The organism is Glutamicibacter nicotianae (assembly GCF_016907615.1).
Classification (GTDB): Bacteria; Actinomycetota; Actinomycetes; order Actinomycetales; family Micrococcaceae; genus Glutamicibacter; species Glutamicibacter nicotianae.
Genome location: NZ_JAFBCH010000001.1, coordinates 562453 through 587530 on the forward strand (window position 1 = coordinate 562453; position 25078 = coordinate 587530).

At 60.8% G+C, this 25078-nt stretch carries 21 protein-coding genes, 1 tRNA gene, 1 other RNA gene and 1 pseudogene; 8 read left to right on the top strand and 16 right to left on the bottom strand.

Annotated elements, in window-relative coordinates; genetic code table 11:
* Positions 1 to 95: 95 nt before the first annotated feature.
* Entirely contained in the window at positions 96 to 1226 is a 1131-nt protein-coding gene (locus JOE62_RS02835; protein WP_204720164.1) for a ferrochelatase, read from the top strand.
* A gap of 233 nt (positions 1227 to 1459) precedes the next feature.
* On the opposite strand, the gene JOE62_RS02840 is transcribed toward JOE62_RS02835, so the two are convergent.
* The 3 genes from JOE62_RS02840 to JOE62_RS02850 form a co-directional block, all read right to left on the bottom strand.
* Positions 1460 to 1840: a twin-arginine translocase TatA/TatE family subunit gene (locus JOE62_RS02840; protein ID WP_204720166.1), complete on the bottom strand. Its 381-nt coding sequence runs from the start codon at positions 1838 to 1840 to the stop codon at positions 1460 to 1462.
* 78 nt (positions 1841 to 1918) lie between these two features.
* Positions 1919 to 2500, bottom strand: coding sequence for a LytR C-terminal domain-containing protein (locus JOE62_RS02845; protein ID WP_204720168.1), 582 nt, complete (start codon positions 2498 to 2500; stop codon positions 1919 to 1921).
* Between the two features lie 151 nt (positions 2501 to 2651).
* The gene (locus JOE62_RS02850) at positions 2652 to 4076 is read right to left on the bottom strand and encodes a CitMHS family transporter (protein ID WP_204720170.1); all 1425 of its coding nucleotides are present in this window, start codon (positions 4074 to 4076) and stop codon (positions 2652 to 2654) included.
* 186 nt (positions 4077 to 4262) lie between these two features.
* On the opposite strand from JOE62_RS02850, the gene JOE62_RS02855 reads away from it, so the two are divergent.
* On the top strand, positions 4263 to 5957 hold the full coding sequence (locus tag JOE62_RS02855) for a sensor histidine kinase (RefSeq protein ID WP_204720172.1): 1695 nt from the start codon (positions 4263 to 4265) through the stop codon (positions 5955 to 5957).
* The gene (locus JOE62_RS02860; RefSeq protein ID WP_204720174.1) at positions 5954 to 6625 is read left to right on the top strand and encodes a response regulator; all 672 of its coding nucleotides are present in this window, start codon (positions 5954 to 5956) and stop codon (positions 6623 to 6625) included. The genes JOE62_RS02855 and JOE62_RS02860 overlap by 4 nt, the downstream gene beginning before the upstream one ends.
* A gap of 10 nt (positions 6626 to 6635) precedes the next feature.
* Here JOE62_RS02860 and JOE62_RS02865 read toward each other — a convergent pair whose 3' ends face one another.
* The gene (locus tag JOE62_RS02865) at positions 6636 to 7391 is read right to left on the bottom strand and encodes an aminoglycoside 3'-phosphotransferase (protein WP_204720176.1); all 756 of its coding nucleotides are present in this window, start codon (positions 7389 to 7391) and stop codon (positions 6636 to 6638) included.
* 178 nt (positions 7392 to 7569) lie between these two features.
* On the opposite strand from JOE62_RS02865, the gene JOE62_RS02870 reads away from it, so the two are divergent.
* Positions 7570 to 9177 carry an alkaline phosphatase D family protein gene (locus JOE62_RS02870; protein ID WP_204720178.1) on the top strand — a complete coding sequence of 536 codons (1608 nt, stop codon included), beginning with the start codon at positions 7570 to 7572 and terminating at the stop codon, positions 9175 to 9177.
* Positions 9178 to 9247: 70 nt separating this feature from the next.
* Here JOE62_RS02870 and JOE62_RS02875 read toward each other — a convergent pair whose 3' ends face one another.
* The 10 genes and pseudogenes from JOE62_RS02875 to JOE62_RS02920 all read right to left on the bottom strand — a co-directional run bounded on the left by JOE62_RS02875 (position 9248) and on the right by JOE62_RS02920 (position 21019).
* The gene (locus JOE62_RS02875) at positions 9248 to 10534 is read right to left on the bottom strand and encodes an aspartate kinase (RefSeq protein ID WP_204720180.1); all 1287 of its coding nucleotides are present in this window, start codon (positions 10532 to 10534) and stop codon (positions 9248 to 9250) included.
* A 181-nt stretch (positions 10535 to 10715) separates the two neighbouring features.
* The gene (locus JOE62_RS02880) at positions 10716 to 11267 is read right to left on the bottom strand and encodes a hypothetical protein (RefSeq protein WP_204720182.1); all 552 of its coding nucleotides are present in this window, start codon (positions 11265 to 11267) and stop codon (positions 10716 to 10718) included.
* A gap of 20 nt (positions 11268 to 11287) precedes the next feature.
* Positions 11288 to 11497, bottom strand: coding sequence for a hypothetical protein (locus tag JOE62_RS02885; RefSeq protein WP_204720184.1), 210 nt, complete (start codon positions 11495 to 11497; stop codon positions 11288 to 11290).
* 144 nt (positions 11498 to 11641) lie between these two features.
* Positions 11642 to 12118 (bottom strand): MarR family transcriptional regulator, encoded by a 477-nt coding sequence (locus JOE62_RS16170; protein ID WP_204720186.1) that lies wholly within the window; start codon positions 12116 to 12118, stop codon positions 11642 to 11644.
* Positions 12119 to 12126: 8 nt separating this feature from the next.
* Positions 12127 to 13749 carry an MFS transporter gene (locus tag JOE62_RS02895; protein ID WP_204720188.1) on the bottom strand — a complete coding sequence of 541 codons (1623 nt, stop codon included), beginning with the start codon at positions 13747 to 13749 and terminating at the stop codon, positions 12127 to 12129.
* 408 nt (positions 13750 to 14157) lie between these two features.
* Positions 14158 to 14739 (bottom strand): annotated as a pseudogene (gene recR / locus JOE62_RS02900) (recombination mediator RecR); the annotation flags it as partial.
* Positions 14740 to 14829: 90 nt separating this feature from the next.
* On the bottom strand, positions 14830 to 18330 hold the full coding sequence (locus JOE62_RS02905; protein WP_204720192.1) for a DNA polymerase III subunit gamma and tau: 3501 nt from the start codon (positions 18328 to 18330) through the stop codon (positions 14830 to 14832).
* A gap of 12 nt (positions 18331 to 18342) precedes the next feature.
* The gene (gluQRS, locus tag JOE62_RS02910) at positions 18343 to 19260 is read right to left on the bottom strand and encodes a tRNA glutamyl-Q(34) synthetase GluQRS (RefSeq protein WP_204720194.1); all 918 of its coding nucleotides are present in this window, start codon (positions 19258 to 19260) and stop codon (positions 18343 to 18345) included.
* Positions 19261 to 19288: 28 nt separating this feature from the next.
* Positions 19289 to 19385: signal recognition particle sRNA small type (ffs, locus tag JOE62_RS02915), an RNA gene on the bottom strand.
* 92 nt (positions 19386 to 19477) lie between these two features.
* Positions 19478 to 21019 carry an HNH endonuclease signature motif containing protein gene (locus JOE62_RS02920; protein WP_204720196.1) on the bottom strand — a complete coding sequence of 514 codons (1542 nt, stop codon included), beginning with the start codon at positions 21017 to 21019 and terminating at the stop codon, positions 19478 to 19480.
* A 188-nt stretch (positions 21020 to 21207) separates the two neighbouring features.
* Here JOE62_RS02920 and JOE62_RS02925 point away from each other — a divergent pair.
* Together JOE62_RS02925 and JOE62_RS02930 are read left to right on the top strand one after the other, a co-directional pair.
* Positions 21208 to 21295 (top strand) — tRNA-Ser (locus tag JOE62_RS02925).
* Between the two features lie 129 nt (positions 21296 to 21424).
* On the top strand, positions 21425 to 21790 hold the full coding sequence (locus JOE62_RS02930) for a VOC family protein (protein WP_204720197.1): 366 nt from the start codon (positions 21425 to 21427) through the stop codon (positions 21788 to 21790).
* Between the two features lie 104 nt (positions 21791 to 21894).
* Here the strand turns inward: JOE62_RS02930 and JOE62_RS02935 are convergent, their stop codons facing one another.
* Positions 21895 to 22935 carry an isopenicillin N synthase family dioxygenase gene (locus tag JOE62_RS02935; protein ID WP_204720199.1) on the bottom strand — a complete coding sequence of 347 codons (1041 nt, stop codon included), beginning with the start codon at positions 22933 to 22935 and terminating at the stop codon, positions 21895 to 21897.
* Between the two features lie 271 nt (positions 22936 to 23206).
* Here JOE62_RS02935 and JOE62_RS02940 point away from each other — a divergent pair, with 271 nt between their 5' ends.
* On the top strand, positions 23207 to 23509 hold the full coding sequence (locus JOE62_RS02940) for a type II toxin-antitoxin system VapB family antitoxin (RefSeq protein WP_204720201.1): 303 nt from the start codon (positions 23207 to 23209) through the stop codon (positions 23507 to 23509).
* An 81-nt stretch (positions 23510 to 23590) separates the two neighbouring features.
* Positions 23591 to 24211: a LytR C-terminal domain-containing protein gene (locus tag JOE62_RS02945; protein WP_204720203.1), complete on the top strand. Its 621-nt coding sequence runs from the start codon at positions 23591 to 23593 to the stop codon at positions 24209 to 24211.
* 4 nt (positions 24212 to 24215) lie between these two features.
* Here the strand turns inward: JOE62_RS02945 and JOE62_RS02950 are convergent, their stop codons facing one another.
* On the bottom strand, positions 24216 to 24905 hold the full coding sequence (locus JOE62_RS02950) for a DsbA family oxidoreductase (RefSeq protein ID WP_204720205.1): 690 nt from the start codon (positions 24903 to 24905) through the stop codon (positions 24216 to 24218).
* Between the last annotated feature and the right edge of the window lie 173 nt (positions 24906 to 25078).

Genomic DNA, 25078 nt, shown 5'->3' on the forward strand with positions numbered 1-25078 from the left:
TAATAGCCAATCTAGATAAGTTGTTACATCTGCCGGCTCCGGGAGGAGCTTGCCCATGCCGGCAGTTGTTCCAGGAGAAAGTGTGGAGGATCCTGATGGGAAACATGTCGGTAGCCCCGTTCGATGCAATCCTGTTGATGTCGTTTGGCGGACCGGAGAAGCCAGCTGATGTCCTTCCCTTCCTGCAGAACGTCACTCGGGGACGAGGGATTCCAGATGAACGTCTCGAAGAGGTGGGCGAGCATTACTACATGTTCGGTGGAAAATCACCGATCAACGAGCAGAACCAGGCTTTGCTGCGGGCGCTCCAAGATGAATTCGCGAGCCGCGGCATTGATGCGCCGCTGCTCTGGGGCAACCGGAACTGGGAACCGTATCTCGCTGAAGTGGTCGGTAACCATGCGCGCATGCACGGCTCGCGCAGGTTCCTGGCTATTGATACTTCGGCATACTCCTCGTATTCCTCTTGCCGGCAATACCGGGAGGATTTTGCAGGTGCCGTGGCCGCACTGGAAGCAGAAGGCATTGAGGTGATGATTGACAAAGTCCGCCAGTACTATAACCACCCGGGATTCGCCCAGGCCCAGCTCGAATGCCTCCGGCGAGGGCTGGCAGATCTCAAGCGGCTTGTCGGCAGCCTGGATCGCAGTCGCCACAAGATCCTCTTCGTAACCCATTCAATTCCGACGGCGATGCAGAAATCATCGGAGAAGTTCACCGCTGGCTACCAGGGGCAGCATGAAGAGCTCATGGCGTGGCTTAGCGGGGAATTGCATGGAGATGAACAATTGGATGCCGAGCTGGTGTTCTGCTCCCGATCCGGATCTGCGCACACCCCTTGGCTGGAACCGGACATCAATGACCGCATGCGCGAGCTTTCGGAATCTGGAACTGAAGCGGTACTGGTGGTTCCGCTAGGTTTCGTCTCCGACCACATGGAGGTGAAATTCGATTTGGATACCGAAGCGGCGCAGACAGCGCGTGAGTTGGGGATGGCGTTTCTCCGTGCCGATAGCGTCGGCATTTTGCCCGCCTTTGTCAGCGGCTTGGTCGATTTGGTCCTGGAACGCGCAGCTCAAGTGCGTGGAGAGCACCCGGAGCAAAGAACCATCTCCGGCAGCAAGGCGCTGGGCCCGGGCAGCGGTGCCTGCTCCCGGAATTGCTGCGAAGGCACCAGGGGAAAAAATACTGTTCCGAATTGGAACGTCGATAAGCCCGCAAGCTAGGCAGGCAGTTGCTTGCCAGCGATCACGGTTGGCTGGCAAGCCGCCGGAACTGCAACGGTCCCCGTTGGGTCCGGAAATCCTGTGCCCGGGATGATGATCCCGAGTGCCGCGGGCTACGAAACAGGGCCGGCCTTCCGAATCATCGATGATTGGTTTCTGCTGGATCGAACCTGGCTTTGCCGACCCTGCGTGGCCCGCGGCCGCCCGGGCACCTGAGAGCGAAGCGAAGCCAACTAGGTGCTTTCGTCGTCAAAGGGAGCCGGGCCGGAAGGCGCTGGCGGTGGCGGTGAGCGAGGCGGCGCCGGCTTCCTCGCAGTAGCGGAATCCGACAGCGCCTGGCCTGTCAGTTCATCGAGGTTCTCGCGTAGCGCGTCGTTGATGATCCTGCGAGGATCATATTGCCGAGGGTCGAGCCTTTTCAGATCCAGATTCTCGAATTCATCACCGAGATCCTCGCGGAGCTGTTCTTCGGCATCAGCGGCGAGACGGCGCAACTGCCGAATCAGCGTGGCAGTTTTCCGCGCATAGTCTGGCAGTTTCTCGGGCCCGAGCAGAACGGCCGCCAAGATAGCCAGGACGATGAATTCATTGCCGTTGATGCCTGCAATGCTCACGGGGAACCACCTCGCAATGTAGAGCTTGGACAGACGAAAGCAGCCGGGATTCCCCACGTTGCCCGCCTTGGCGCCGGGCTAGCCGCAGAGATCCTGGTCGGCGTTGCGGCTGTCCAGCTGGATCGGCTTCTTCTCGGGCCGCTTCAGATCCTGGTAGTCCTGGCCCAGGATTAATTCGATGCTTTCGACCTCGGCGACCGAGGCCTTGATATCGAGATTCATTGCTTTTGCGAAAGCAGCGGCCGTTCTCCTGGCGTCATCGGTGTCCGGAATCAGCAGCTTGGACTGCGCCTGCAAAGTCGCGGCGGTAGCTATCGAGATGACCGTGTAGCCCTGCTTCGTGGCGTCGTTCGCGAACTGTCCGGCAAGACCGCTCACGTGCGCGCCGTTGACGATGCTCAGAGGCAGCTTCCGGTTGGCGGATTGCTCAGCAGCAGATGTTCCGGTCGCGGAATCGGAATCGGGATTAACTGGGATGCCTTGCTTGATGCGTTCGAAGATGAGGGTTGCGTCAGGGGCCGGGACCACCCGGTTGGCGTTTGATGGCGCGGGCTGGTTCGGCATGGTCATGAAGACGATCTTGTCAGTGGGGACCTCTTTGATCCTTGCTGCCAGTGACGCAAGGTCCTGCAGCGAACTGAGCTGCGGGTCGACGGTCATCGAAGAGGTGGTGGCGGTTTCCGGCGAGCCGCCATGGGTGTCCGGCTCAAAGTGATGGGCCCAGCTTAAACACCGGGCTCCGCGCTGCCCGAGTCGATAAATCCGGGTGGCGCGGAGCCAGGCTGACGACGGACCATCGGTCCTTGGGGCATTAGCCCATGTGGATGACACCGAGGAGCATGCCTGAAGCAAGCATGACCAAGGAGACCACCAACGCGCGCCACAGCACCTTCTTGTGGTGATCGCCCAAGTCCACACGAGAGAGCGACACCAGCAGCAGGATGGCTGGAACGAGCGGAGACTGCATGTGCACTGGCTGACCGGTGATGGAGGCACGAGCCATATCCACCGCTGGAACACCGAAGTGCGCGCCGGCTTCAGCGAGAACTGGCAAGACACCGAAGTAGAAGGCGTCGTTGCTCATCAGGAAGGTGGCAGGAATCGAGATCAGGCCGGTCAGCACCGCCATGTAGGGGCCCATGGAGGAAGGAATGACATCCACCAGCCACTGGCTCATGGCATCAACCATGCCGGTGCCGGAGAGCACGCCGGTGAGCACTGCCGCAGCGAGCACCATGGAGACCACTGCAATGATTTCGCTGGAGTGCGAGGCAATCATCTTCACCTGGTCGGAGACCTTCGGGAAGTTGGCAATCAGCGCGATCGCGGTACCCACCATGAACAGGTATGGCAGCGGCATGACATCGACGACCAGCAGCACCATGATGGCGACGGTCAACGCAAGGTTGAAGTAGAACACCTTGGGGCGCAGGGTCTCGCGATCCGGATCCAGCACGGTGCCGTCCATGGTGGAGAATTCGGTGCCATCGCCCTTGCGGGCCACGGATTCCAGAACTGCCAGGTTGCCACCGGCAGGGGAGGTGCCGCCCGGGGTCTTGCCTCCGGTCGGGGTGGCAACGTTGCCGCCACCGAGCTCGGTTCCCCAGATTTCCGGGTGCTCGCGCTGCAGGCGGCGGCGTTCGGAAACACCCATCTGCCAGGCGAACAGGGCAATGACGATCAGGGCAATGCCCAGCGAAGGCAGCATCGGCACGAAGATTTCCGAAGCGTCCACACCCAGCGCCGCGGCGGCGCGGGCCGTTGGGCCGCCCCACGGAACGATGTTCAGGGTGCCGTTGGTCAGGCCGGCCACACAGGTCAGGACCACTGGGCTCATGCCCAGGCGCTGGTAGATCGGCAGCATGGCGGCGGTGACCACGATGAAGGTGGTCGATCCATCGCCATCCAGCGAGATGACCGCGGTGAGCAGCGCGGTGCCCATGACGACCTTGGCCGGGTCGTTGCCAACCAGTTTCTGGATGCCGGAGACCAGGCGGTCGAACAATCCGACATCGATCATGATGCCGAAATACATGATCGCGAACATCAGCAGGGCAGCGGTGCCGGACATGTCCTTGACTGCGTCCATGACCATATCGCCCAGGCCGAATCCGGCACCGGTGAACAGGCCGAAGATGGTCGGTACCAGAATCAATGCCAGCAAGGGCGTCATGCGCTTTGTCATGATCAGCACCATGAAGGTGGCGACCATGAGGAATCCGAGTGCAACAAGCATTGACCCGACCTCCATTTCAGTGTGAGTGAATCCTTTGGCCCCGCAAGCCGGGCGAGGCACTAATCCAAGGTACGTGGCGGTGCTCACTTTGCGCGTCTTGTGCTTATTGTTGAACGGTTATGTTCTTTGCCGTCTTTTTGCTCATTAAAATCATGAGCGTGCGAGGATGGGTTTATGCTGGGTGGCATGTTCCGTTCTGGCGCCGGCACCCGGCATTTCGCCTCCCGCATCATGCGACTGCAATTCCTTGTCGTAGGCGTCTTGATTGTCCTGGTTACCGCAGGAACGCTTTTCGCCAGCTATGACCGGGTGTATTCGAAAGCGGAGGACACTTCGCTGACCATCGCCCGCACCGTTGCGGTGCTGCCGGAAGTCGTCGAGCGGGTTTCACGCTACGCCCAGCAGGACAAGCTGGATCCGCAGGCACTCGCCGACGGCGATCTGCAACGTCTTGCTGATGCCGTCATCGAGCAGGAGCAAGCCTATTTCGTAGTGATCACCGAAGACCGCGGACTGCGCCTGAGCCATCCGAACCCCGAGGAACTGGGCAAGATGGTCTCCACCGACCCGGTCGCTTTGAAGGGCATCGAAGATGTTTCCCGGGAACACGGAACCCTGGGGGAATCGGTTCGCGCCAAGGTCCCGGTCTACAGCAGCGCTGGTGCCGTTGTCGGCGAGGTTTCCGTGGGCGTGACCACTTACTCCTTGACCGGGGCACTGCTCGGATCCTTCGCCTGGATTGTCTTGTTCGCGGCGCTCTCCGCGGCCCTGGCGGTATTTGCCGGGCGGGTGACCGTTCGACGCTTGAAACGCCAGACGCTGGGGCTGGAACCGGCCGAAATTGCCCAGCTGGTCAGGGATCAGCAGGCAGTGCTCTACGGTGTCACCGAAGGCGTCATGGGCATTGGCGCAGACAAGCGGATTACCGTGCGCAACAAGGCCGCCAGGGAGTTGCTGGGGCTGCCGCACCGCACCGAATTGGAAGATGTGGTGGGCCGCCACTTCGAATCCGCTGGCTTGGACCACCGGCTGGTCAAGGCGATCAAGGAATGCGACCCGGCACCTGTCCGTTTCGGAGCGAATGGCAACTCGCTCATTGCCCGCGTGACCAAGGTCGACCGTGACGGAGTGGATCTCGGGCTGGTCGTGCTGCTGCATGATGTCACCACGCTCGAAGCGCTGGGAACCAAGCTCGACGCAGTCCAGGACATGGCAGATGCCCTGCGCGCGCAGCGCCATGAATTCGCCAACCGCATGCATGCGGTTCTCGGCCTGATAAACCTGGGCAAGATTGAACAGGCCGAAGACTACCTGCGCGAGGTGATGGAAGCCGGGCCGAAGATCGCCCAGGTCCCCGGGCTGGAGGCTATCCAGGATGCCTACCTCGCGGCGTTCATCTCGGCGAAGGCCGTGCGCGCCCACGAGCTGGGCATCGAACTGCGGGTGTCTGGGCAATCCATGATCTTCGGCCATATTGCCTCGGCCCACGACGCCCAGGATGCCACTGCAGTCCTGGGCAATCTGCTGGACAACGCCTTCACTGCGGCTCTTCGCACGGACGCAGAACCCTGGGTGGAGATAGACCTGCTGTCGGAGGGGAGCACCTTGCACATTGCCGTGGCCGATTCAGGACCCGGCATCACCACTGACGAGGATATCTTCGCACGGGACGTCAGCACCGGATCCCACCTGGGCAATGAGCATGGTCAAGGCGTAGGGCTGCCGCTGATCAAGCGGCTGGCCCAAGCCCGCAGCGGGGATGTCTGGATCGCCGACCGCGGAACAGATGGATCCGGTGCAGTTTTTGCAGCACGATTGCCGGCGGTTCTGGTTGAGCCGGCCAGTTCAGTCAACCACTACAGTGAAGGAGCGCAACTTTGAGCGAGAACAGCAGCGGACATTATCGGGTGCTGATCGTTGATGACGATTTCCGGGTCGGCGAGCTGCATGCGGAAATGGTCAATGCCATCCCCGGGTTCCAGGCTTTGGAACCTGTGCAGGATCCGCGCGTGGTCCCCAAACTGGTGCAGAGCCTGAAACCCGATTTGGTCCTGCTGGACCTCTACCTGCCGCATGTGAGCGGAATCGAGCTGCTGAGAGAACTCGATGTCGATGCGATCATGATCTCCGCGGCGATTGAGCCGAAGAACATCGACAAGGCGCTGCGCTCAGGCGCGCTGGCCTTCATCATCAAGCCTTTCGATGCCAAGACCCTGGCTTCCAAGCTCAAAGGCTGGGCGCGCTACCGCCGCCAATTGGCCGGGACCGCGGAGTTCAACCAGCAGGGCGTGGACCGGTTGTACCGGTCGCTCCAAGGCGGCGAGGAATCCAGTGCGTCAGTGGCCGCCGCCCCGACCGAGCATGCAGTGCTTTCCTGCGTGAAGGAAGCGGCCGAACCGATGAGCGTTGCCGAGGTTGCAGAAGCGGTGGGGGTTGCCCGTGCGACAGCGCAACGCTATTTGGCGGCGCTGGTGGCCAACGAATCCCTGGAGCTCCAGCTTGGATACGGAACCCGTGGCCGACCTGAACACCGATACGTGGCACGTTAGCGAAGGCACCCTAGGTGGCGTCCCAGACCCGGCGATAGAAAGAGATCTTCCGCTCATCCAGTTCGATGCCGTAGCCCGCGTAGACGTACTGTTCGAAACCAGGCCCGTAGTTCCACTCGGTGCTCCACGCGGCAATGGCCAGATCTGCCCAGCGGTCTGCGAGTCCCAGCATGCCCAAATCCACATGCGCGCTGAATTCATGGTCGTCGGTGATGATCGTGTTTGGCAGGCACGCGTCGCCATGGCACACCACAAGATCCAGTTCCGGGGCGTTGTCGAGAAACTCGGCCTGCTGATCGGCTGGCAGATGCTGAATACGGGATTCCAGATCCCAGTCGAAAGGGCATGCTCCAATGGGCAAGGCATCGTGCATTTGCCGCAGTCCATGGCCGACAGCGTGGGCTGAACGCGCAGGGTCGCTTTTGCCCAGGCTGCTGGCTGCGCTGTGCCCGTGCAATGCGGCGGTGATGAGCAGCTGGCCGTCAGCCTGTTCTTCGCAGGAGAGCACTTCTGGGACTCGAATGAATTTACCTGCCCATTTCATGCGCTGGGCTTCAGCCCTCAGATCGCCTTCCGCTTCCGGAGGGCATCCCGGTGACCACTTGGCGAAGCGTATCTGTTCGCCCGAGCCGATGCGGTAGGTGACTCCGCCAAGCGCATTTTGCCAGATACCCTCGATTTCTGCAGGACCAGCTGCTGCGCGCACCGCTGGGGGAACAGGATGATCCGCCGAGGGCGGGCCAGAAATCACTCGCGTTGAACTCATTGTCCAAGTCTGCCAGCAATCGGCGTTCCGGTGGCAGGCTGGAGGAACGCCAAGCGGCTTGCAAATTCGCGCAGGTGCGCTAGCTCGTGCACGGCCATTGGACTGCCAGGAATTAATTTCTTCTTGTGTTCATCTTGTCTCAAGGAAACGGCTGATCGAGTCGTGAACACTGAGGCGCATGACTGATATTTCGCGTCGCAAATTGCTCACCGGTGCTCTCGGTGCAAGCGCCCTGACCTTGGTCGGGCCGACGGGAGCAGCGCTGGCTTCCGGCAACCCCCGCCTCGTGCGTTCCCGCCTTGGCCTGACCAGCGGGTTTACCATGGGTGATGTCTCCACCAGCAATGCCGTGCTCTGGGCCCGCAGCTCGGGCGAAGGCCGCTTGCGTGCTCAACTGCGCGCGGTAGACGAGACCGGGGAAATCATCCGTGGCCGTGGATCATTCGCCAGAACTCTGCGCGGCGCCTACGCCCGCGAGGCCACCGACTTCACCGCAAAGATCAATGCCCAGCATCTGCCTGCCGGAACCCGCTTCGCAGTCACCATCGGTTTTGAGGACGACAACGGAACCCTTGGCGAGACGCAGGATGGCTGGTTCAGCACCGCACCTGCACTGACCGGTCGCCGTAATCATGACGCCTCCCGAGCCCAAAGCTTCGTCTGGTCCGGCGACACCGCTGGCCAGGGCTGGGGCATCAATGAAGAGATCGGCGGCATGCGCGCCTACGCGGCCATGCATGCGACCAAGCCGGATTTCTTTGTGCACAGCGGCGACACCATCTACGCCGATGGCCCGATCGCCGCAGAGGTCGTGGAACCTGATGGCCAGATCTGGCGCAACCTGGTCACCGAGGAAGTCTCCAAGGTGGCCGAAACCTTGGACGAGTACCGCGGACGGCACCGCTACAACCTGATGGACCGCAACGTGCGGGCCATGTATTCCGAAGTTCCGGTGATTGCCCAGTGGGATGACCACGAGACCCACAACAACTGGTGGCCCGGCGAAATCATCGAAGATGAGCGCTACACCGTGCGCGATGTCAACACCTTGGCAGCTCGCGGACGCCAGGCCTGGCAGGAATACCAGCCCATCGCCGACCCGCGCGCCATGCGCTCAGGCACCGGTTTCGAGGCGGCTCGAATTTACCGCAAGATCTCCCGCGGCCCTGCGCTTGACCTGTTCGCGTTGGACATGCGCAGCTACAAGTCGGAGAACACCGCTGGAATGGAAGTGAAGTCCACATCCATTCTCGGCGAAGAACAGCTGAATTGGCTGGTGGATTCCCTGGCCAAGTCCAAGGCCACCTGGAAGGTCATTCTCAATGACCTTCCGCTGGGCATCATCGTTCCAGATGGCAAAGCCCAGGAATCAATTTCCAACGCTGACCACGGGGCACCGCTGGGCCGCGAGTTGGAATTGGCCCGGTTGCTCAAGGCGATCAAGGACCGCGGCATCAAGAACGTCGTTTTCCTGACTGCCGATGTCCACTACTGCGCAGCCCACCACTACTCGCCCGAACGCGCGGCATTCCGCGAGTTCAATGAGTTCTGGGAATTCGTGGCCGGGCCAGTGAATGCCGGTTCCTTCGGGCCGAACCAGATGGACGGCACTTTCGGGCCGCGTGTGGACTTCTCGCTCGCAGGCACCACGAACCAGTCGCCGCGCGATGGCAAGGGCCAGTTCTTCGGCCACGTCGATCTTGACGAGCAGGACCTGTTCACCGTCACGCTGCGCAATGGGCTGGGCGACATCGTCTACACCAAGACGCTGGAACCGGCCAAATAGAAACCAAAATGAAGAACGCCTGCGAAACAGGAATTGTTTCGCAGGCGTTCTTCGCTTGGCTAATCAGCGCTTAGCGTCCGGTGCCGCCGTAGACGGTGGCTTCCACATCGGTATCGAGGTCGAATGCGGTGTGGATTGCGCGTACTGCGTCATTGAGCTTGTCGGCATCGGTGACCACCGAGATGCGGATTTCGGAGGTCGAGATCATGTCCACGTTCACGCCTGCGCGGTGCAGCGCTTCGAAGAAAGTGAAGGACACGCCTGGGTTCGAGCGCATGCCTGCACCGATCAGCGAGAGCTTGCCTACCTCGTCATTGTGCTCGATATCCTCGAAGCCGATTTCCGGCTTTGCGGTGTTCAGCGCTTCGAGCACATGCTTGGTTTCGGTCATCGGCAGGGTGAAGGAGATATCGGTGGCACCAGAGCCGCGGGTCGAGATGTTCTGCACAATCATGTCGATATTGGCTTGCGCAGCGGCGATCACACCGAAAATCTGTGCGGCCTTGCCCGGAATGTCAGGTACGCCAATGATGGTGACCTTGGCTTCGGAGTGGTCGTGGGCGACACCTGAGATGATTGGCTGTTCCAAGGGTTCTCCCTCTTGAATTTTGATTTTGTCTTCGGGATCCGGGAGCACCCAGGTGCCCTCGTTGGTGCTGAATGAGGAGCGCACGTGCAGCGGCACGCCGAAGCGGCGGGCGTATTCAACGCAGCGCAGGTGCAAGATCTTCGAGCCGCTGGCGGCCATTTCCAGCATTTCCTCGCTGGTGATCTTCTCGATCTTCTTTGCCGAGGAGACCACGCGTGGGTCGGCGGTGTAGACGCCGTCCACATCGGTGTAGATCTCGCAGACATCGGCGCCCAGAGCCGCGGCCAGTGCCACGGCAGTGGTGTCCGAGCCGCCACGGCCCATGGTGGTGATGTTCTTGGATTCCTTGCTCATGCCCTGGAATCCAGCGACGATGGCAACGAAGCCGCGGTCGATGGCCCGGCGCACCCGCTGCGGGGAGACCTCCATGATGCGGGCCTTGCCGTGGGTTGAATCGGTGATCAGGCCTGCCTGCGAGCCGGTGAATGATGCGGCCTGCTCGCCGAACTGGTTGATGGCCATTGCCAGCAGCGACATCGAGATGCGTTCACCGGCGGAGAGCAGCATGTCCATTTCGCGGGCAGGTGCATCATCGGTGAGCTGGCCTGCCAGATCCAGCAGGTCATCGGTGGTGTCGCCCATTGCGGAAACAACGACGACGACGTCATGGCCCTTGGACTTGGTATCAATAATTCGGCGCGCTACACGCTTGATGCCGTCGGCATCTGAAACGGAAGAACCGCCAAATTTTTGAACAATTAGGCCCATGGGCACTCACTCCACCTGTTGAAAGCTGTGCCTCGCCGCCGGTGGTTGCTGATAGAACTTTGGCGTGAGGCATCTACCAGATAAATATTGTGACAGCTACGAGGTGCCATGTCCTAGTTGGGGCGGTAACCATTGGTCATATTGCCTAGAAACCCCAGTGCGAGTTGTCGAAAAGCGCTGGCTATCCCTTGAATTCAGCCAAAATTTGTCGCCAAAAGCTCTTCCATTCAGACACCTGCTCAGGTGTTTCAGCCTTAGTGATGTTTATGGCTACCGAGGATTTTTCTCCCTTGAGCCCAATGTCTACCTGTGCCTTGGTGCCATCGCTGAAGTCCGCCCGCCAGTAGCGCCAGCGCTCGGAACCGCTGGTGCGTGCAGGTTCGGATAGTTCGTTCCCGTTGAATTCCTTGCGGTCTTTCACGCAGGCGACCCAGCGCTCCAGTGCCGTATCCAAATCGGCATCGATGGTGCTGCTGACCGAGCCCTGGAAGGTGCCGTCCTGGGCTTGGCCAGGTACACGCCTTCCGATGTGCTGCTCATAGGCCACCGCGACGGATTGGGCCCACCATTCTGGATTTTCGACTGCTGCGGGAATGCCGGTGATGGCCAGTTCGGCCATCTCCTTATGCGTCATCTCGTCGGCTCCGCCGGCACGCAGTTTGACGCACCACTGATCCCACTCGATGCCGGTGGCATTGGCGATGGCTGACGTGTTGCTGCTTTTGATTGCCATGAGCTCAGTCTACGACCCGCTTAGAGCTGCCGGTACTCGGAGGCAATGCGCCGGGCCCAGAGAAGCCTCTGGCTTTCATCACGGTCCTTCATCAGTGGAAGCAGCATCTGCACCTGTTCGCTCTGCTTCAAGTCGCGCAGGCCGGCGGCGTCCATCATGCCTGCCCATTCGCCCATGCTTGAACCGGTGTGGTCTTCGATTTTCTCTGCTCTGCTCAAGGATTCGCTCATGTGCATGAACGTAGCAACCCGAAACGACAGGATGGCTGCTGCACACTTCAGCGCGGAGGAATGCCCCTGCAAGCAAGGGCATTTAAGCTTCTCTGGCCGGTCTTCTCGGTATTTCCGAGAAGACCGGCCAGAGGGCGAAGCGAACTACAGGGACTGGATTTCCAAGTTCAAGCGACTGAGTAGATCGATGAGTTTCGACAGATCCTCGTCGTCCCAACCGGTCATCCGCGCGCGCAGTTCCGTGCGCCATCCTTGGAAGGTTTCATGCCACCGTTCTTCCGCAAGATCGGTAGGCAGGAGGTGGGACACCCGACGGTCTTCCGGATCGACTTCACGCTTGACCAATTCCAGTTGTTCCAGCTTCGTGATCATGCGCGACAGCGAGGCTTTGTCAACCAGCAGCCTTTCGCAGATTTCGGACTGGGTGATGCGCTGGCTGCGCAGAATCATGCCCAGAACCGGAAGGTGGCCCGGGGTGAGGCGGCTTTCGAGCCGGGTGGCCAGTTCCCGCTTGGCCCGCGCCGTCAGCGCGATCAGCGAGAACAGCTCTTGTTCGGCACTTGCGGACAGATCGGGGCGTTCTGCCACCGGGGCGTCGCCAGCTTTGCTAGGAACCTGCACTGGATCTCCTAGTTGCCAGCTGGCTTTTCTGCCTTGCCTGCACCGTTGTCCTCAGTGTCCAGATCCTGCATGCGCTCGCTTGCGGTCTGGGTCTTCAGTGACTGGTTGGGGATCAGGCAGACAGCCACGACGACAATCAGCGACAGCGGAGCGGCAATGGCGAACAGCGAAGGCACTGCATCGCCGTAGATGGACTCGAAGATCACGCGGACCGGTTCAGGCATCGCTGCCACCGAAGGCAGGTTTCCGGATCCCAGCGCCGCGGTCAGTTCCTTGGCCTGGTCGCCCAGGGAGGCCAGGGCTGCGGCCAAATCGGACTGGCGGTCGGCGATCATGCTTGGCACGGTAGTCGCCAGTACGGCGCCCAGTCCCGCGGTACCTGCAGTGCCGCCGAGGGTGCGGAAGAAGTTCACGGCCGAGGAAGCTACGCCCAGTTCCTTGACGTGGACCGAGTTCTGCACCACCAGCACCATGTTCTGCATGACCAGGCCCATGCCGGCGCCGAGGATGAACATGTAGGCAGCGACCAGCACATAGTTGGTGTCGTAGTGGATGGTTCCCAGCAGGAACAAGCCGATGACAACCAGCACAGAACCGGTGACGACCAGCGCCTTCCACTTGCCGGTGCGCGAGATCACCGCACCGCCGATGGTGGAGATGACCAGCAAGCCGCCCATCAGCGGGAAGGTCATCAGGCCGGCCATGGTCGCGCTCGCGCCGCGGGCCATGATCATGTACTGGCTGAGGAACACCGAGGTGCCGAACATCGAAACACCAATGGCCAGCGAGGCGATGACAGCGAAGGTGAAGGTGCGGTTCTTGAACAGGCCCAGGCTCAGCAACGGCTCCGAGGCCTTGGTCTCAACCAGGATGAACAATGCCAGCAGGACTACCGCACCGGCGATCATCATGTAGCTGGTCGCCGAGGCCCACTCGAACTGGGAGCCGCCCAGCGACATCCAGATCAGCAGCAGCGAGACGCCGGCGGAAAGAAGGACGATGCCCCAGTAGTCGATCTTGACCTTGCGCTTGGCAATGGCGGGCAGATGCAAGGTGCGCTGGATCAGGATGACCGCAGCGATGGCGAAAGGCAAAGCGATGAAGAAGTTCCAGCGCCAGTTGATGGCGTCGGTAACGAAGCCGCCGATCAACGGGCCGCCCACGGTGGCAACGGCCATCACAGCGCCGAACAGGCCCATGTACTTGCCGCGTTCGCGAGGGGAGAGGAAGTCGGCCATGACAATCTGTGCCAGGGCGCCAACGCCACCGCCGGCCAGTCCCTGGACCACGCGCATGGCGATCAGGAAGCTGGTGTCCTGCGAGAAGCCCGCCGCGGCCGAAGCCAGGACGAAGATGGATAGCGAGATCTGCAGCAGCAGCTTGCGGTTGCCGAGGTCGGCGAGCTTGCCCCAGATTGGGGTGGCGATGGTGGTCGCCAGCAGCGTGGCGGTGACGACCCAGGTGTAGGAGGTCTGGCTGCCGTTGAGATCCGAAACGATCAGCGGCAGCGAGCTGGAAACAACGGTGTTGGCCAAGATGGAGACGAACATGCCCATCAAAATGCCCGTGAGGGCAGTGAGGATTTCGCGGTGAGTCATCTTGGGCTTGGCGACCGGTGCGGTTGCGGTCATGAAAGCTCCAAAAAATAGGGTCAGGCGGGGAAAGCCTGAATGGTTGATTGATGTCAACTATACGACGATAGTTGACTTTTATCAACTAAGCGTGTTTCGCCGCACATCGCGCTGCAGGAATAGAAAAATGCCCTGCACTCATGCCGGTAAACCGGTCGAATGCAGGGCGTTCAAAAACTGCGTGAATTAGTGGCTGCGGCGGCTGTCCATCTCGGGAACAACTGGATGCGACGGCGCGTCGCCGGTGTCGCCCGTGTCGCTGGCAACGCGCAGCAGGCGCGGCTCGGAAAGCTGCGCCTTCGGCTTTTCTGCGGCATCCCCAGCTTCTGCCTGCGGTGCTTCCTGCTCGGATTCCTGCTTCTCTGCCTTGAGCCGGGCCGGGCCGGGTGCGGTGCGACCGGCAGCCCAGCGTCCTTCGAAGGCGCGGGCCAAGGTCACTTCATCGGCGTATTCCAGATCGCCGCCCACCGGCAGGCCGGAAGCCAGACGGGTAATGCGGATGCCCAGGGGAGCCAGCGCGCGCACCAGGTACACGGCGGTGGCTTCGCCTTCGAGATTCGGGTCGGTGGCCAGGATCAGCTCGGTGATCGAGTCATCGGCCAAGCGGGTTACCAGCTCACGGATGTGCAGCTGTTCCGGGCCAATCCCTGCCAGCGGATTGATAGAACCGCCGAGCACGTGGTACTTGCCGGAGAACGCCCGGGTACGTTCAATGGCCAGGACGTCCTTGGACTCCTCCACGATGCAGATCATGGTGCCATCGCGGCGCTCATCGCGGCAAATGGCGCAGGTGTCCTGCTCCGAGATGTTGAAGCAGATCTCGCAGAATTTCACCTTTTCCTTGACCAGCTGGATCGAGGCGGCGAGCCGGGTCATGTCCTCGGCATCGGCATCGAGAATGTGGAAAGCAATGCGCTGAGCCGACTTCGGGCCGATGCCAGGCAAGCGACCGAGCTCGTCGATCAATTCCTGTACAGCACCTTCGTACACGTGCGCCTACTTTCTAGCTTGCTTCACTACCTTGAAATTGTTCCGTGGTACACCTTAGTGTCTCACTCCGACAGCTCGCCGTGGTGCCGGCTACAAGCTGCGTTTGATTTCCACTACATTCCCGTTCACGTCGCGCTGCTCGATGACCATCCCGCCAAGCAGGCGCTCCACGGCTGGAACGCCGATCAGTGCAGAATCCTCGACCTCGATGTCATCGTCGCTGGGGACGAACTCCTCCGGATCCTGCACCGGGGCAGGATCGGGAGCCGATGCCGGGCCGCCCCAGCCGCGTGCCGACTGGGCAGGCGCTGGCGCGCTTGGTGCGTTCTTCGCCTGGTTCATCAGCTGCTGGTACCGGCTCATGCGGCCCGTGCTTGCCGGTGCCGATGCAGCGGGGGCTGGTTCAGGATCCGCCTGCGGAGCACCCCAGCGCGGTGCCGTCTCCGGAGCGGGTGCCGGGGCTGCTGGCGAAGGCGCCGGTGCAACCGGCTCCGGGCGGGGCTGCTCCTGCTCGCGTGGGCGAATCTGAGGCTGTGCAGGGGCGGGCGCAGGCTCCGGAACCGATCGCTCTGGAGCTTGCGGAGCCGGCTGCTCTGGTGCAGCAACCGCCAGATTCTCGAAGGAATCGGTGGTGCTGTCCGGGTGCAACGGAGTCGAAGACACCGGGCGCGCAATATTCGGAACTCCGCCTTCGGCCTGGCGCGCTGCCATGCCGGCAGTCATCCGGGGCTTGGGGGCTACCGGAGGCCCGTCGAAACTGCGTGGCGCACTGGTTGCCGGGGCGGGCGCCACCGGCTCTGGCTGGGGAGCCGGGGCCGGGGACTGCTGCTGCGGCTGAACCTGCGGTGCCGCCGGGGCGGGGCCATCCGGCGAATAGTACGGGTCATCCGGGAGCGGCGGCTCGTCGAAATACGGCTCTTCCGCGGGTGGCGGAACGTCATCGTAGGAGCTGGCGTACCCGTCATGGGCGCGTGGTGCAGGTGCGGCTGGTGCCGAGCTCTGCACCGCCGAGGCAGGACGCTGCTGCGGTGCCGGAGCGGCAGCTTGGGCCCGTGCTGCGGCGCGCGCAGCAGCCCCAGCAGAACTTACAGCCTTGGTGAACTTAGTTGGTGCTGGGGTTGGCGCCGGGATTGGCCGGCGCTCACCTTTTGGGGAACCACCACCATTGGGGTTGGATCCGCCTTCGGTCAGGACCACTTCGATTGGCGAACCTGCGACCTGGGAGAGGACTCCGGTCAATGTATTCATCATGTCGGGCCGGTTGCGCAGATTCACGATGGGGCCAGTGTTGCTGAACGCCAAGGTAAGGGTACGGCCATCGAAGCCTGCCACGGAGCCATAGGTGGCGACCATGGAATGCAGGACACGCGAACTGCCCTGCAACTGCTGCAGGATCGTAGGCCAGGCCTGCTGGAACATCGCCACCGGCGAGCCGGCGCCCTGTGATGCTGGCTGCTGGCCCTGCGGGGTTCCGCCGGGCGCGCCGTGCTGAGGCTGCTGGGGAGACTGCGGACGTTGTTGCTGTTGTGCTTGCTCGCGCTGAGCTTGTTCTTGTGCGGCGCGCTGTTGTGCTTCGCGTTCTGCTTGCTCGCGTTGTGCTTGTTCTTGTGCGGCGCGCTGTTGTGCTTCGCGTTCATCCTGCTCGCGCTGGGCTTGTTCCTGCGTCGGATGGGCAGTGTTGCGCTGGGCATCCGTGCCAGACTGGCTGGCCTCCGGCGCTTGTTGCGAGTGCTGCGGCTGGGCAGGCTGCGGTGCTTGGGCTGCGCGGTTGGCGGCAGCTCGACGTGCGAATTCGGCCATGGCAGGATTCTGCTTCACGTCATCGATGGAAACACCGGTGCCGAAGGACAAATCTTCACCGCTGGACGGATCAGGAACCAAGCTGAATGGTGCCACACCTTCAGGACGGGCTGCCGGAATGCTCGGACCAGGTTGCACCTCGGTGGTCACCGAGCGGTTTTCGCCCTTTGGCCCCCAAGTTGCGCCCCAGTCAGCGGCTTCACCGGTGTTCAGGGAAGCTGCCGCACCAGGATCCAGCGGGGCATTTGGGTCATCATCAGCCGGCTGTGGCTGTGGCTGCGACGGCATGGTCTCCTGCGGCTGCGCTTCCTGTGGGGCAGGAACCGGCCTTGAAGCCTGCTGCGGCTGCTCGGTGCGCTGAGCCTGAACGGGTTCTGTGTGCTGCGCAGGCTGCTGCATCGGCGTTGGAGCAGGGGAATCCTGCTCCTGCGGCTGAGCATGAGCCGACTGGACTTGTGGTGCCTGCTCTTCAGCCGGTTCCGGGGGCCCTCCGCGACGGGACTTGGCAGCGGCCAAGGCCTCGCGTACTGCGGCAGCGCCCTGACGCGCGGCGCCAGGATTCGGGGCATCATTCGTTGAGGGTGCGGCACCCGCGGCATCGTCTTCATTAAGCGCAGGCAGTGCTCCACCGGTCATCGCATGGCGCTCCAGGCGATCCAGTCGCGCGGCGAACGAGCTGTCGGAGTTCTGCGAGCCTGGCAGCATCAAGCGCGCCGCCAGCAATTCCAAGTGCAGCCGAGGCGAGGTAGCGCCGGTCATCTCGCTCAGAGCCTTGTTGGTGACATCGGCCCATCGTGACAGTTCGCCTGCGCCGACCAGACCCGCCTGCAAGTGCAGGGCTTCGAGCTGGTCTTCTGGCACGCCGCGCAAGATCTTCTCAAGGCCTTCGGGCATCGCCTTGGCAATGATCAGATCGCGGAAGCGCTCTAGCACATCTTCAACGAAGCGCCGAGGGTCCAGACCGGTCTGGATGATGCGGTCGATCGCACCGAACAGCCCGGCGCCATCGGATTCGTGCAACGACAAGGTGACCTCGTCGAGCAGCGTCGAGTGGGTATAGCCCAGCAGCGCAACCGCGGTCTCGTAGTCAAGGTTGCCATCGCGGGCGCCAGCGATCAGCTGATCCAGCACCGAGAGGGTATCGCGAACCGAACCGCCGCCAGCACGGATCACCAGTGGCAGTACGCCTTCGGCTACCGCGACGCTTTCGCGTTCGCAGAGCACCTGCAGGTACGCCAGCAGCGCCTCGGGTGGAACCAGGCGGAATGGGTAGTGGTGGGTACGCGAGCGGATGGTGCCAATGACCTTTTCCGGCTCGGTCGTCGCGAAGATGAACTTGATATGCGCCGGTGGTTCTTCAACGATCTTCAGCAGGGCGTTGAAGCCTGCCGCGGTGACCATATGGGCCTCATCGATGATGAAGATCTTGTAGCGGTCGCGGGTAGGCGCGAACGTTGCGCGCTCGCGCAGGTCGCGGGCATCATCGACGCCACCATGGCTGGCCGCATCGATCTCGATGACGTCCAGCGAACCTGGTCCGCCATTGGCCAGGTCCACGCAGCTTGGGCAGGTGCCGCAAGGAACCGGAGTCGGACCCTGCTCGCAGTTCAGGCAACGGGCAAGGATGCGGGCAGAGGTCGTCTTGCCACAGCCGCGCGGGCCGGAGAACAAGTACGCATGGTTGACGCGGTTCTTCTCCAGAGCCGTCATCAAGGGCGCAGTAACGTGCTCCTGCCCGATGACGTCGCCAAACGTATCGGGACGATATCTGCGATAAAGCGCTGTACTCACACCGGTTCCCTATCAGTTGCCTGATGCTCTGAGCATCAGCTGTTGGACAATATTCTCTGGTTCGACGATCCACGGCTCGCGTGGCAGATTCGCCGGATCGAAAGCTTCCAAGGCTGCCTGCAAACTTGTGCTGGGCAAGCCCAATGACTCTAGCAAAACCGCCACAACGTTGGCTGGATGCACACCTTGTTCGGTGATCTCTTCGAGTGTTACCGCGCCATCGCGCTTGGCCAGGCGCTGTCCCTTGGCATTCAGTGCAAGCGGGACGTGTGCATAGGATGGGATTGCGTGGCCCAGAAGCGTTGCCAGGTAGGCCTGACGTGGCGCAGAAGAGAGTAAATCATCTCCGCGTACGACCTGGTCGATGCCTGAGAAATCATCATCGACGACAACCGCAAGATTGTAGGCTGGTGCGCCGTCGTTGCGCACCAGGACAAAATCATCAACCGCGCCGGTGTAGTCGCCGAATAGTTCATCGTGAACAGAAAATTCGTTCACTTCTGAACGCAGGCGCAAGGCGGCCGGACGATTCTGTGCTTTGGCCGAGCGCTCGCTGGCGCTCAGATTGCGGCAGGTTCCCGGGTAGGCACCGGGCGCAGCATGCGGAGCGCTTCCGGCTTCGGCAATATCCTTGCGCGAGCAGTAGCATTCGTAGACCAGACCGCGCGCTTTGAGCCGTTCAACGGCTTCAAGATATATCGGAAGGCGGTCGGACTGGCGGAGCATGTCACCGTCGAAGTCGATGCCCAAGGACGCTAGCTCGGCAATCTGGGTGGCTTCGGCGCCGGAACGAACACGGTCCAGGTCCTCAATGCGCAATAGGAATTCGCGTTGCGTGGAGCGGGCGAAAAGCCAGGCGAGAATTGCCGTGCGCAAATTGCCAAGATGGAGCGGCCCCGAAGGGCTAGGGGCGAAACGGCCAGCGCCCACGTGGACTCCATTCGGCTTGCGTAAGAAAGTAAAAGACCCCTCATGCACCTGCCAGAGCCCATCTACCCTTGCTACCTTCCGGTCCTGGGGGAGTTCAACAGGATGACACCACACGAGGGGTCACCCAAAATACTACCTGAGGTTGGCGCTTGGATAAAATCGGAAGGCGTGCGCTTGATCTCAACTGGCCAATCCTGAGCAGGATTGCTGTTAGTTCTCAGGCGGTGCTTTCTTCAGGCGGTTCTAGCCAGCCAAGCACGCGGCGAACACGGTCATTGAGTTCGATGGTTGGCAGCATGGGCGTTTGCTCTTTCTCGAAATCGAAGTTCTGCACGCTGGTGACGCTGCCGGGAAGCTCGATGCAGATCATGCCGTTGGGGGAGCGCCAGTTCACCGAACCGTCCGGAAGGTATGTCGCCTGCCACCCCAGCACATGCTTGAACATCTGATGCCGCTTGCACAATAGATGAGTGTTGCTCCGGGTGGTATGCCCGCCCTTGGCCCATGCCTCGATATGGTCTATCTCAGCTGATTCGGCTGGCCGATTGCATCCTGGGAATCTGCAAACCACATCCCGGCTCCGCAGCAGATCACGCAGTGCCTTCGACGGACGGTACTTTTCGCGGCCGACGTCTATGGCCGCCCCGGACCAGGGATCGGTGAGCACCTTGATGAAAGACGGTGCATCCTTGGCAATCAGCAGTGCCGTCCCCACGGGGATGGGTCCGTAGCCTTCGAGATCCGCCAATGCGCGTTTAGGATCAGCGAGCATTTCCAAGGCAGGAATCGTGACAGCGACACGGGCTTTCAGCGGGGTCCCTTCGGTTGCCGGCCAGCCATCGAGCAAGGCATCGCAAATAATATCCAGCCGTCGTTGCTGTTCGGTCCGGTGATCATCTGGATCAGCGTTGCGTACTGCATGCCAATTGACGGTATTGATGATGGCCAGTGCTTTTTCTGCTGGCAGGTGGAGTTGGATGACGCTCATGCCATTGGCCTCGTGCCAATAGATGACCTTGCGGTCCTCTGCACTTTTCTTGTGGCGTTCTTCGATCGGCTTGGGGTGCAGGCGTTCATGCATTTTCCGAGCGCGTTGGGCAACTGCGGAGTCGGTGGCCTGCCGAGCTATCGGCAGCAAGGTTTGCTGCATTAGCTGCACATCCTCGGGTGCAAGATCTTGGGAGTGCTTGACGATCTCTTGCGCGGATCTAGTCGTGATCTCGCCGACGCTCAGCGCGTCCAGGATATCTGGGCAAAGATGGCGCAGTCCTTCGGCAAAGAATAATTTGTCCTGGACTTTCCTTTCTGAGGATCGCAGGGCCACCGCTGCCTCGGCGACAAAAGATGAACGGATCAGTGATTCATCGGAACGATTGACACCGTAGAAACATGCGGATTGATCTTCAACTGGCTCTTCAATGTCCTCAGGATCATCCAGCAGAGATTCTTGGGACCCCTGGCTGACTGTCTCGGCAACCAAATATTCGTAGCTATCGGCCAATATTGCTGCCTCGGCAGCATCGAGCATGCTGTGCAACCGTGCAATGGCCTTCAGTCGTTCCAGCCCTTGGGCGGAACTTGAGACAGGTGGCTGCTCGTAAAGTCGTGTGGCGGTGGCGGCAATCTGGGTAAAGAGATTGTCCTTATCCAGATTCGCTGCCCAAAGCCCGTCAATTCCGGGGATGTGCCTTGTCCCCGGAGGGCTAATGGGCAGCCGCCGAGGATCATCTTTCCTGTGAAATGCCTCTCTTTTACTCATGCTTACAGTATTGATCTGTTCAAACTGCGGTTTTCAAAGAAAGAACCGAGGTGGTGAAAAGGTGAAAAACCGCCGAATTTCTGGGGTTTGGCACCCTGGAGATGCGCCGGGAATCGTCGGGGCAGTGCTCGATTCGTGATTGAGCGAGAATTTAGATATGCTGGATCCTGCTCCTCGGAGCAAACTGAGGAGGATTCGCCTAGCGGCCTATGGCGCACGCCTGGAACGCGTGTTGGGTTAACGCCCTCAGGGGTTCAAATCCCCTATCCTCCGCCAATTTTAATGTCTCGGGACATCGTACGAACGATGTCCCGAGACATTATTTTTTTAGCTTGCCGGCATTGCCAGAATCTGAGGGGTAGTATCCGTGGCAACTGTTCAGCTATCTCTCGACAAGGTATGACTATGGCAAGTGTATTGAGCGAAATCGCTGTCGACTGCGCCACCCCGATGCTGGTGGCCAAGTTCTGGTGCGAAGCACTGGACTTCGAGGTGCTGGAAGAAGAAGCCGGATTGGTCAGCATTGGATCCGAAGCTCAAGGCGAGCACGGGCTGAAGCTGACGTTCGCTCAAGTGCCTGAAGCCAAGAGCATCAAGAATCGCCTCCATCTGGATTTGCGTCCTCAAGGCTCCAGTCAGCTAGAAGAGGTCGACCGTCTCCTTGCGTTGGGGGCCAGCTATGCCGACGTGGGCCAGCAAGAGGACGAGAGCTGGATCGTGATGGCTGATCCTGAGGGAAATGAATTCTGCGTGCTTTCAAGCCTCGAATGAGTAAGCCGCTTTAAAAACCTGTGGCGCCGGGCCGGCAATTTCTCACCGGCTCGACGCCAACAGGATTCGAAGTTGGGCTCCTGATCCCCGCAGGAGCTCGATGCCTAGGTGCTCTTGCGCCCCTTGGCCAGCTCCGGGTAGTGGATGGCCGCGGTCTGCGGGTGGGCTCGCAGCCAGCCCTTGAGCACGTTTGCGCCATAGGAAGCCAGCATTGGATTCTCTGGATCATCGGAAACGCCACGGGCGTCGGCAGCCAGCTCGGCGGGCAGCTCGACTTTGTCGATCACTGCATCCAGGCGAGGAGAGTAGAAGAATGGCACCGAATAGCGGTCTACACCGGCCGGAGGAGCAATGACGCGGTGGATGGTGGCCATCAGGTAGCCATTGGTGGCCACTTCAAGCATTTCCCCGAGGTTCACTACCAGAGCACCTGGGGTAGGCGGCACCTCGATCCATTCTTCCTGGCCGTAGGGCTGCACCTGCAGGCCTCCAACCTGGTCCTGCAGCAGCAGAGTGACGAAGCCGTAGTCCGCGTGCAGTCCAACGCCCTGGTTGCCCGACTCCGGGACAACGTCGCCCGAAACGTAGTGCACCAGCTTGCCCATCCATGACGGGGTATCGGCGAATGGCTCGTCGAAGTGGTCTTCGGGCAGACCCAGGCCTACGGCGATGGCTGAAAGCAGCTCGTGGCCGGTCTTGTTCATCAGTTCAGCCCATGCCATGGCGCGCTCTTCGAGCTGGGGGAAGTCTGCAGGGAACTGGTTAGGGCCCTGCAGGTTCAAATACGGCTTGTCCTCGGGAACGACGCTCAGCGTCTCGCGTTCCGGTCCGTAGTCAATCTGCTCGCGGGCGTCGGCGCGGCCGCGGGTGATTTCCGTGCCCATGCGGGTGTAGCCGCGGAACTGGGCGCTGTTGCGGTTATCGAGGTTGATCTTCTGCTCGACCGGCTTGCGGAAGAATTCTGCGATGGTATCGAGCAGTTCCTGGTCCTGTCCGGCGTACGCGCCGTAGCCAACGATCTGGAAGAATCCGACGCGGTGTGCCGCATCGAGAAGCGCGGTTACGAATTCCTCGTTGAAGGAGCCGTCAGCAGTGCGCGCGGTAGAAATATCGAGCAGTGGGATCTCGGTGACTACGTTTTTCATAAACCTAGAGTGCACCTTATGACGCGATTGTTACTAGCTAAAGTTACGCCCGGTTCCCCCACGTTTCCCGCAGCGTAACAATCCTTGCATTTTCCCATTGCGTGCCCGACTATACGCATTCGCTTGTATTATATTCCCGGCATTCGCGAGCCGAGCCCGGGTACTCCCGGCCAGCCCGCACCGTCTTCGGAACCGGTGTCTCCGGCAACCTCGAACCACTCGCTGATCTGTAAATATGTGGCTCGCAAGAGTTTGTCCGTATGCTTGAATAGTGATCTTTCGAGCGGTCGGTGAGGGCCGGCCATACCCAGACCACGGCTATTCGTCGACGCGTGCTTGGAGCGGGCTTCCCCCTCAGCAGGTGAAGTTGGCCGACCTGGTCACCACCAAAGCGACCCTGGATCTTGAAACATTGCTCTCCGAGGATTCCACCTTCTACGGCGACCTGTTCCCGCACGTGGTGCGCTATCGGGGCGTGTTGTATCTGGAAGACGGGATGCACCGTGCGCTGCGTTCGGCGCTTCATCATCGCTCCGTAATACACGCGCGCGTATTGGATCTGGACGCCAGTTAGATAAGCTAGCGCCACGAGGATGACGATGAGGTCTCCTTCAGGCCAGCGACTGCCGAAGGCTGACCAGAGCAAGGTGGAATGATGCGTGATCGCGATGATCCGGGGCAATGGCACGGTGCGCATATTGTCGACGAGCAGGAATTGAGTTTCAGCTCGGATGGACAGGCAAAGAAGCGTGCCCGCAGGCGCCAGAATATTGTTTTCTCCGTGATGGCCCTGCTGGTGATCGCGGTACTGGTCTGCGCCATGCTGGTTTTCAATGGAACGCTGAAACTGGGCGACGAGCCCGCCGCGGTCGAAAGTCCGGAGCCAAGCGCGGGAAAAATCGAAAACCCCAGCTGCCCGGCCATCGATTTCAAGTACCAGAAGCCTGCAGAAGTAGAAATACGCGTGCTGAATACGACCAGCATTCCGGGGCTTGCCGGCGACACCGCAAAGGCGCTGGAAAAGCGCGGCTTCAAGATTTCCTCGCTGACTTCCGGGTGGAAGTCGCTCTCTGATACCGCCGGGGCGGTCATTGCCGGACCTGATGGCTATGCCCAGGCATACACTGTGCAGCGCCAGATCCCCGGCATCGTATTCATCTACGACGAGACGAAGTGGGGAAGCCGGGTGGATCTGGCACTGGGGGAGAAGTTCGAAGGCCTGGAAAAAGAACGCAAGCTCGATACTTCGGCTGGCAAGCTCGTCTGCGCTGAATAGCCCGCTACCGGGTCTGCACGTTTCCGGAGTGGACCTGGGTCAGCGCATTCGCGAAGACCTCGGCTGGCTGCGCGCCGGAAATGCCGTACTTCCCATCGATGATGAAGAAGGGGACGCCACTGATTCCCAACTCGCGGGCCTGGGCGATATCTGCGTTGACTTCCTCGGCATAGGCGCCGGAAGCCAGATCTGCGCGAAGCTCGGCGGTATCCAAGCCTAGCGATCCAGCCAGTTGGATAAGGGTTTCCTCATCCCCGGTGTCCAGGCCTTTTTCGAAGTGCGCGGACAGTAGCGATTCCTTCATTTCACCTCCAGCGCCATGCTGCTTGGCGTATTCCAGGACGCGTAGCGCGGTGAAGGAATTAGCGACCTTCAGATTGGCGAAGTCGTAGTCCAGGCCTTCGCCAGCTGCCTGATCGGTGACATGATCAAGCATTTGGGACACCTGTTCCTGCCCCAAGCCCTTCATCTCGGAGAGGTATTCGGCCTCGCTGCCGTCATAGTTCTCTGGCAGGCTTGGATCCAGCTGGTACGAATGCCAGTAGACATCCACGTTCTGGGAGTATTCGAACGCTTCGACGCCCCGCTCGAAGCGGCGCTTGCCGATGAAGCACCATGGGCAGGCAATGTCGGAGAAGATATCCACGCGGATGCGCTTGTCTTCCAGGGATGGGGCAGCAGTATTTTCGCTCATGCTTGAGGTAACAACTTTTGCTCCCCGGGCATTCCGCATCCGGGGTCGCCGCCCCGGGGGAGAGATAATTAGAGCGCTCCTATGGAACCGGGATAACTGCGGTGGCGAGAGAAAGCGAGACAGTTGGCAAAGAATCTTCGTTGGCGGGGAATCCTTTTCGCCGGGACGATTAC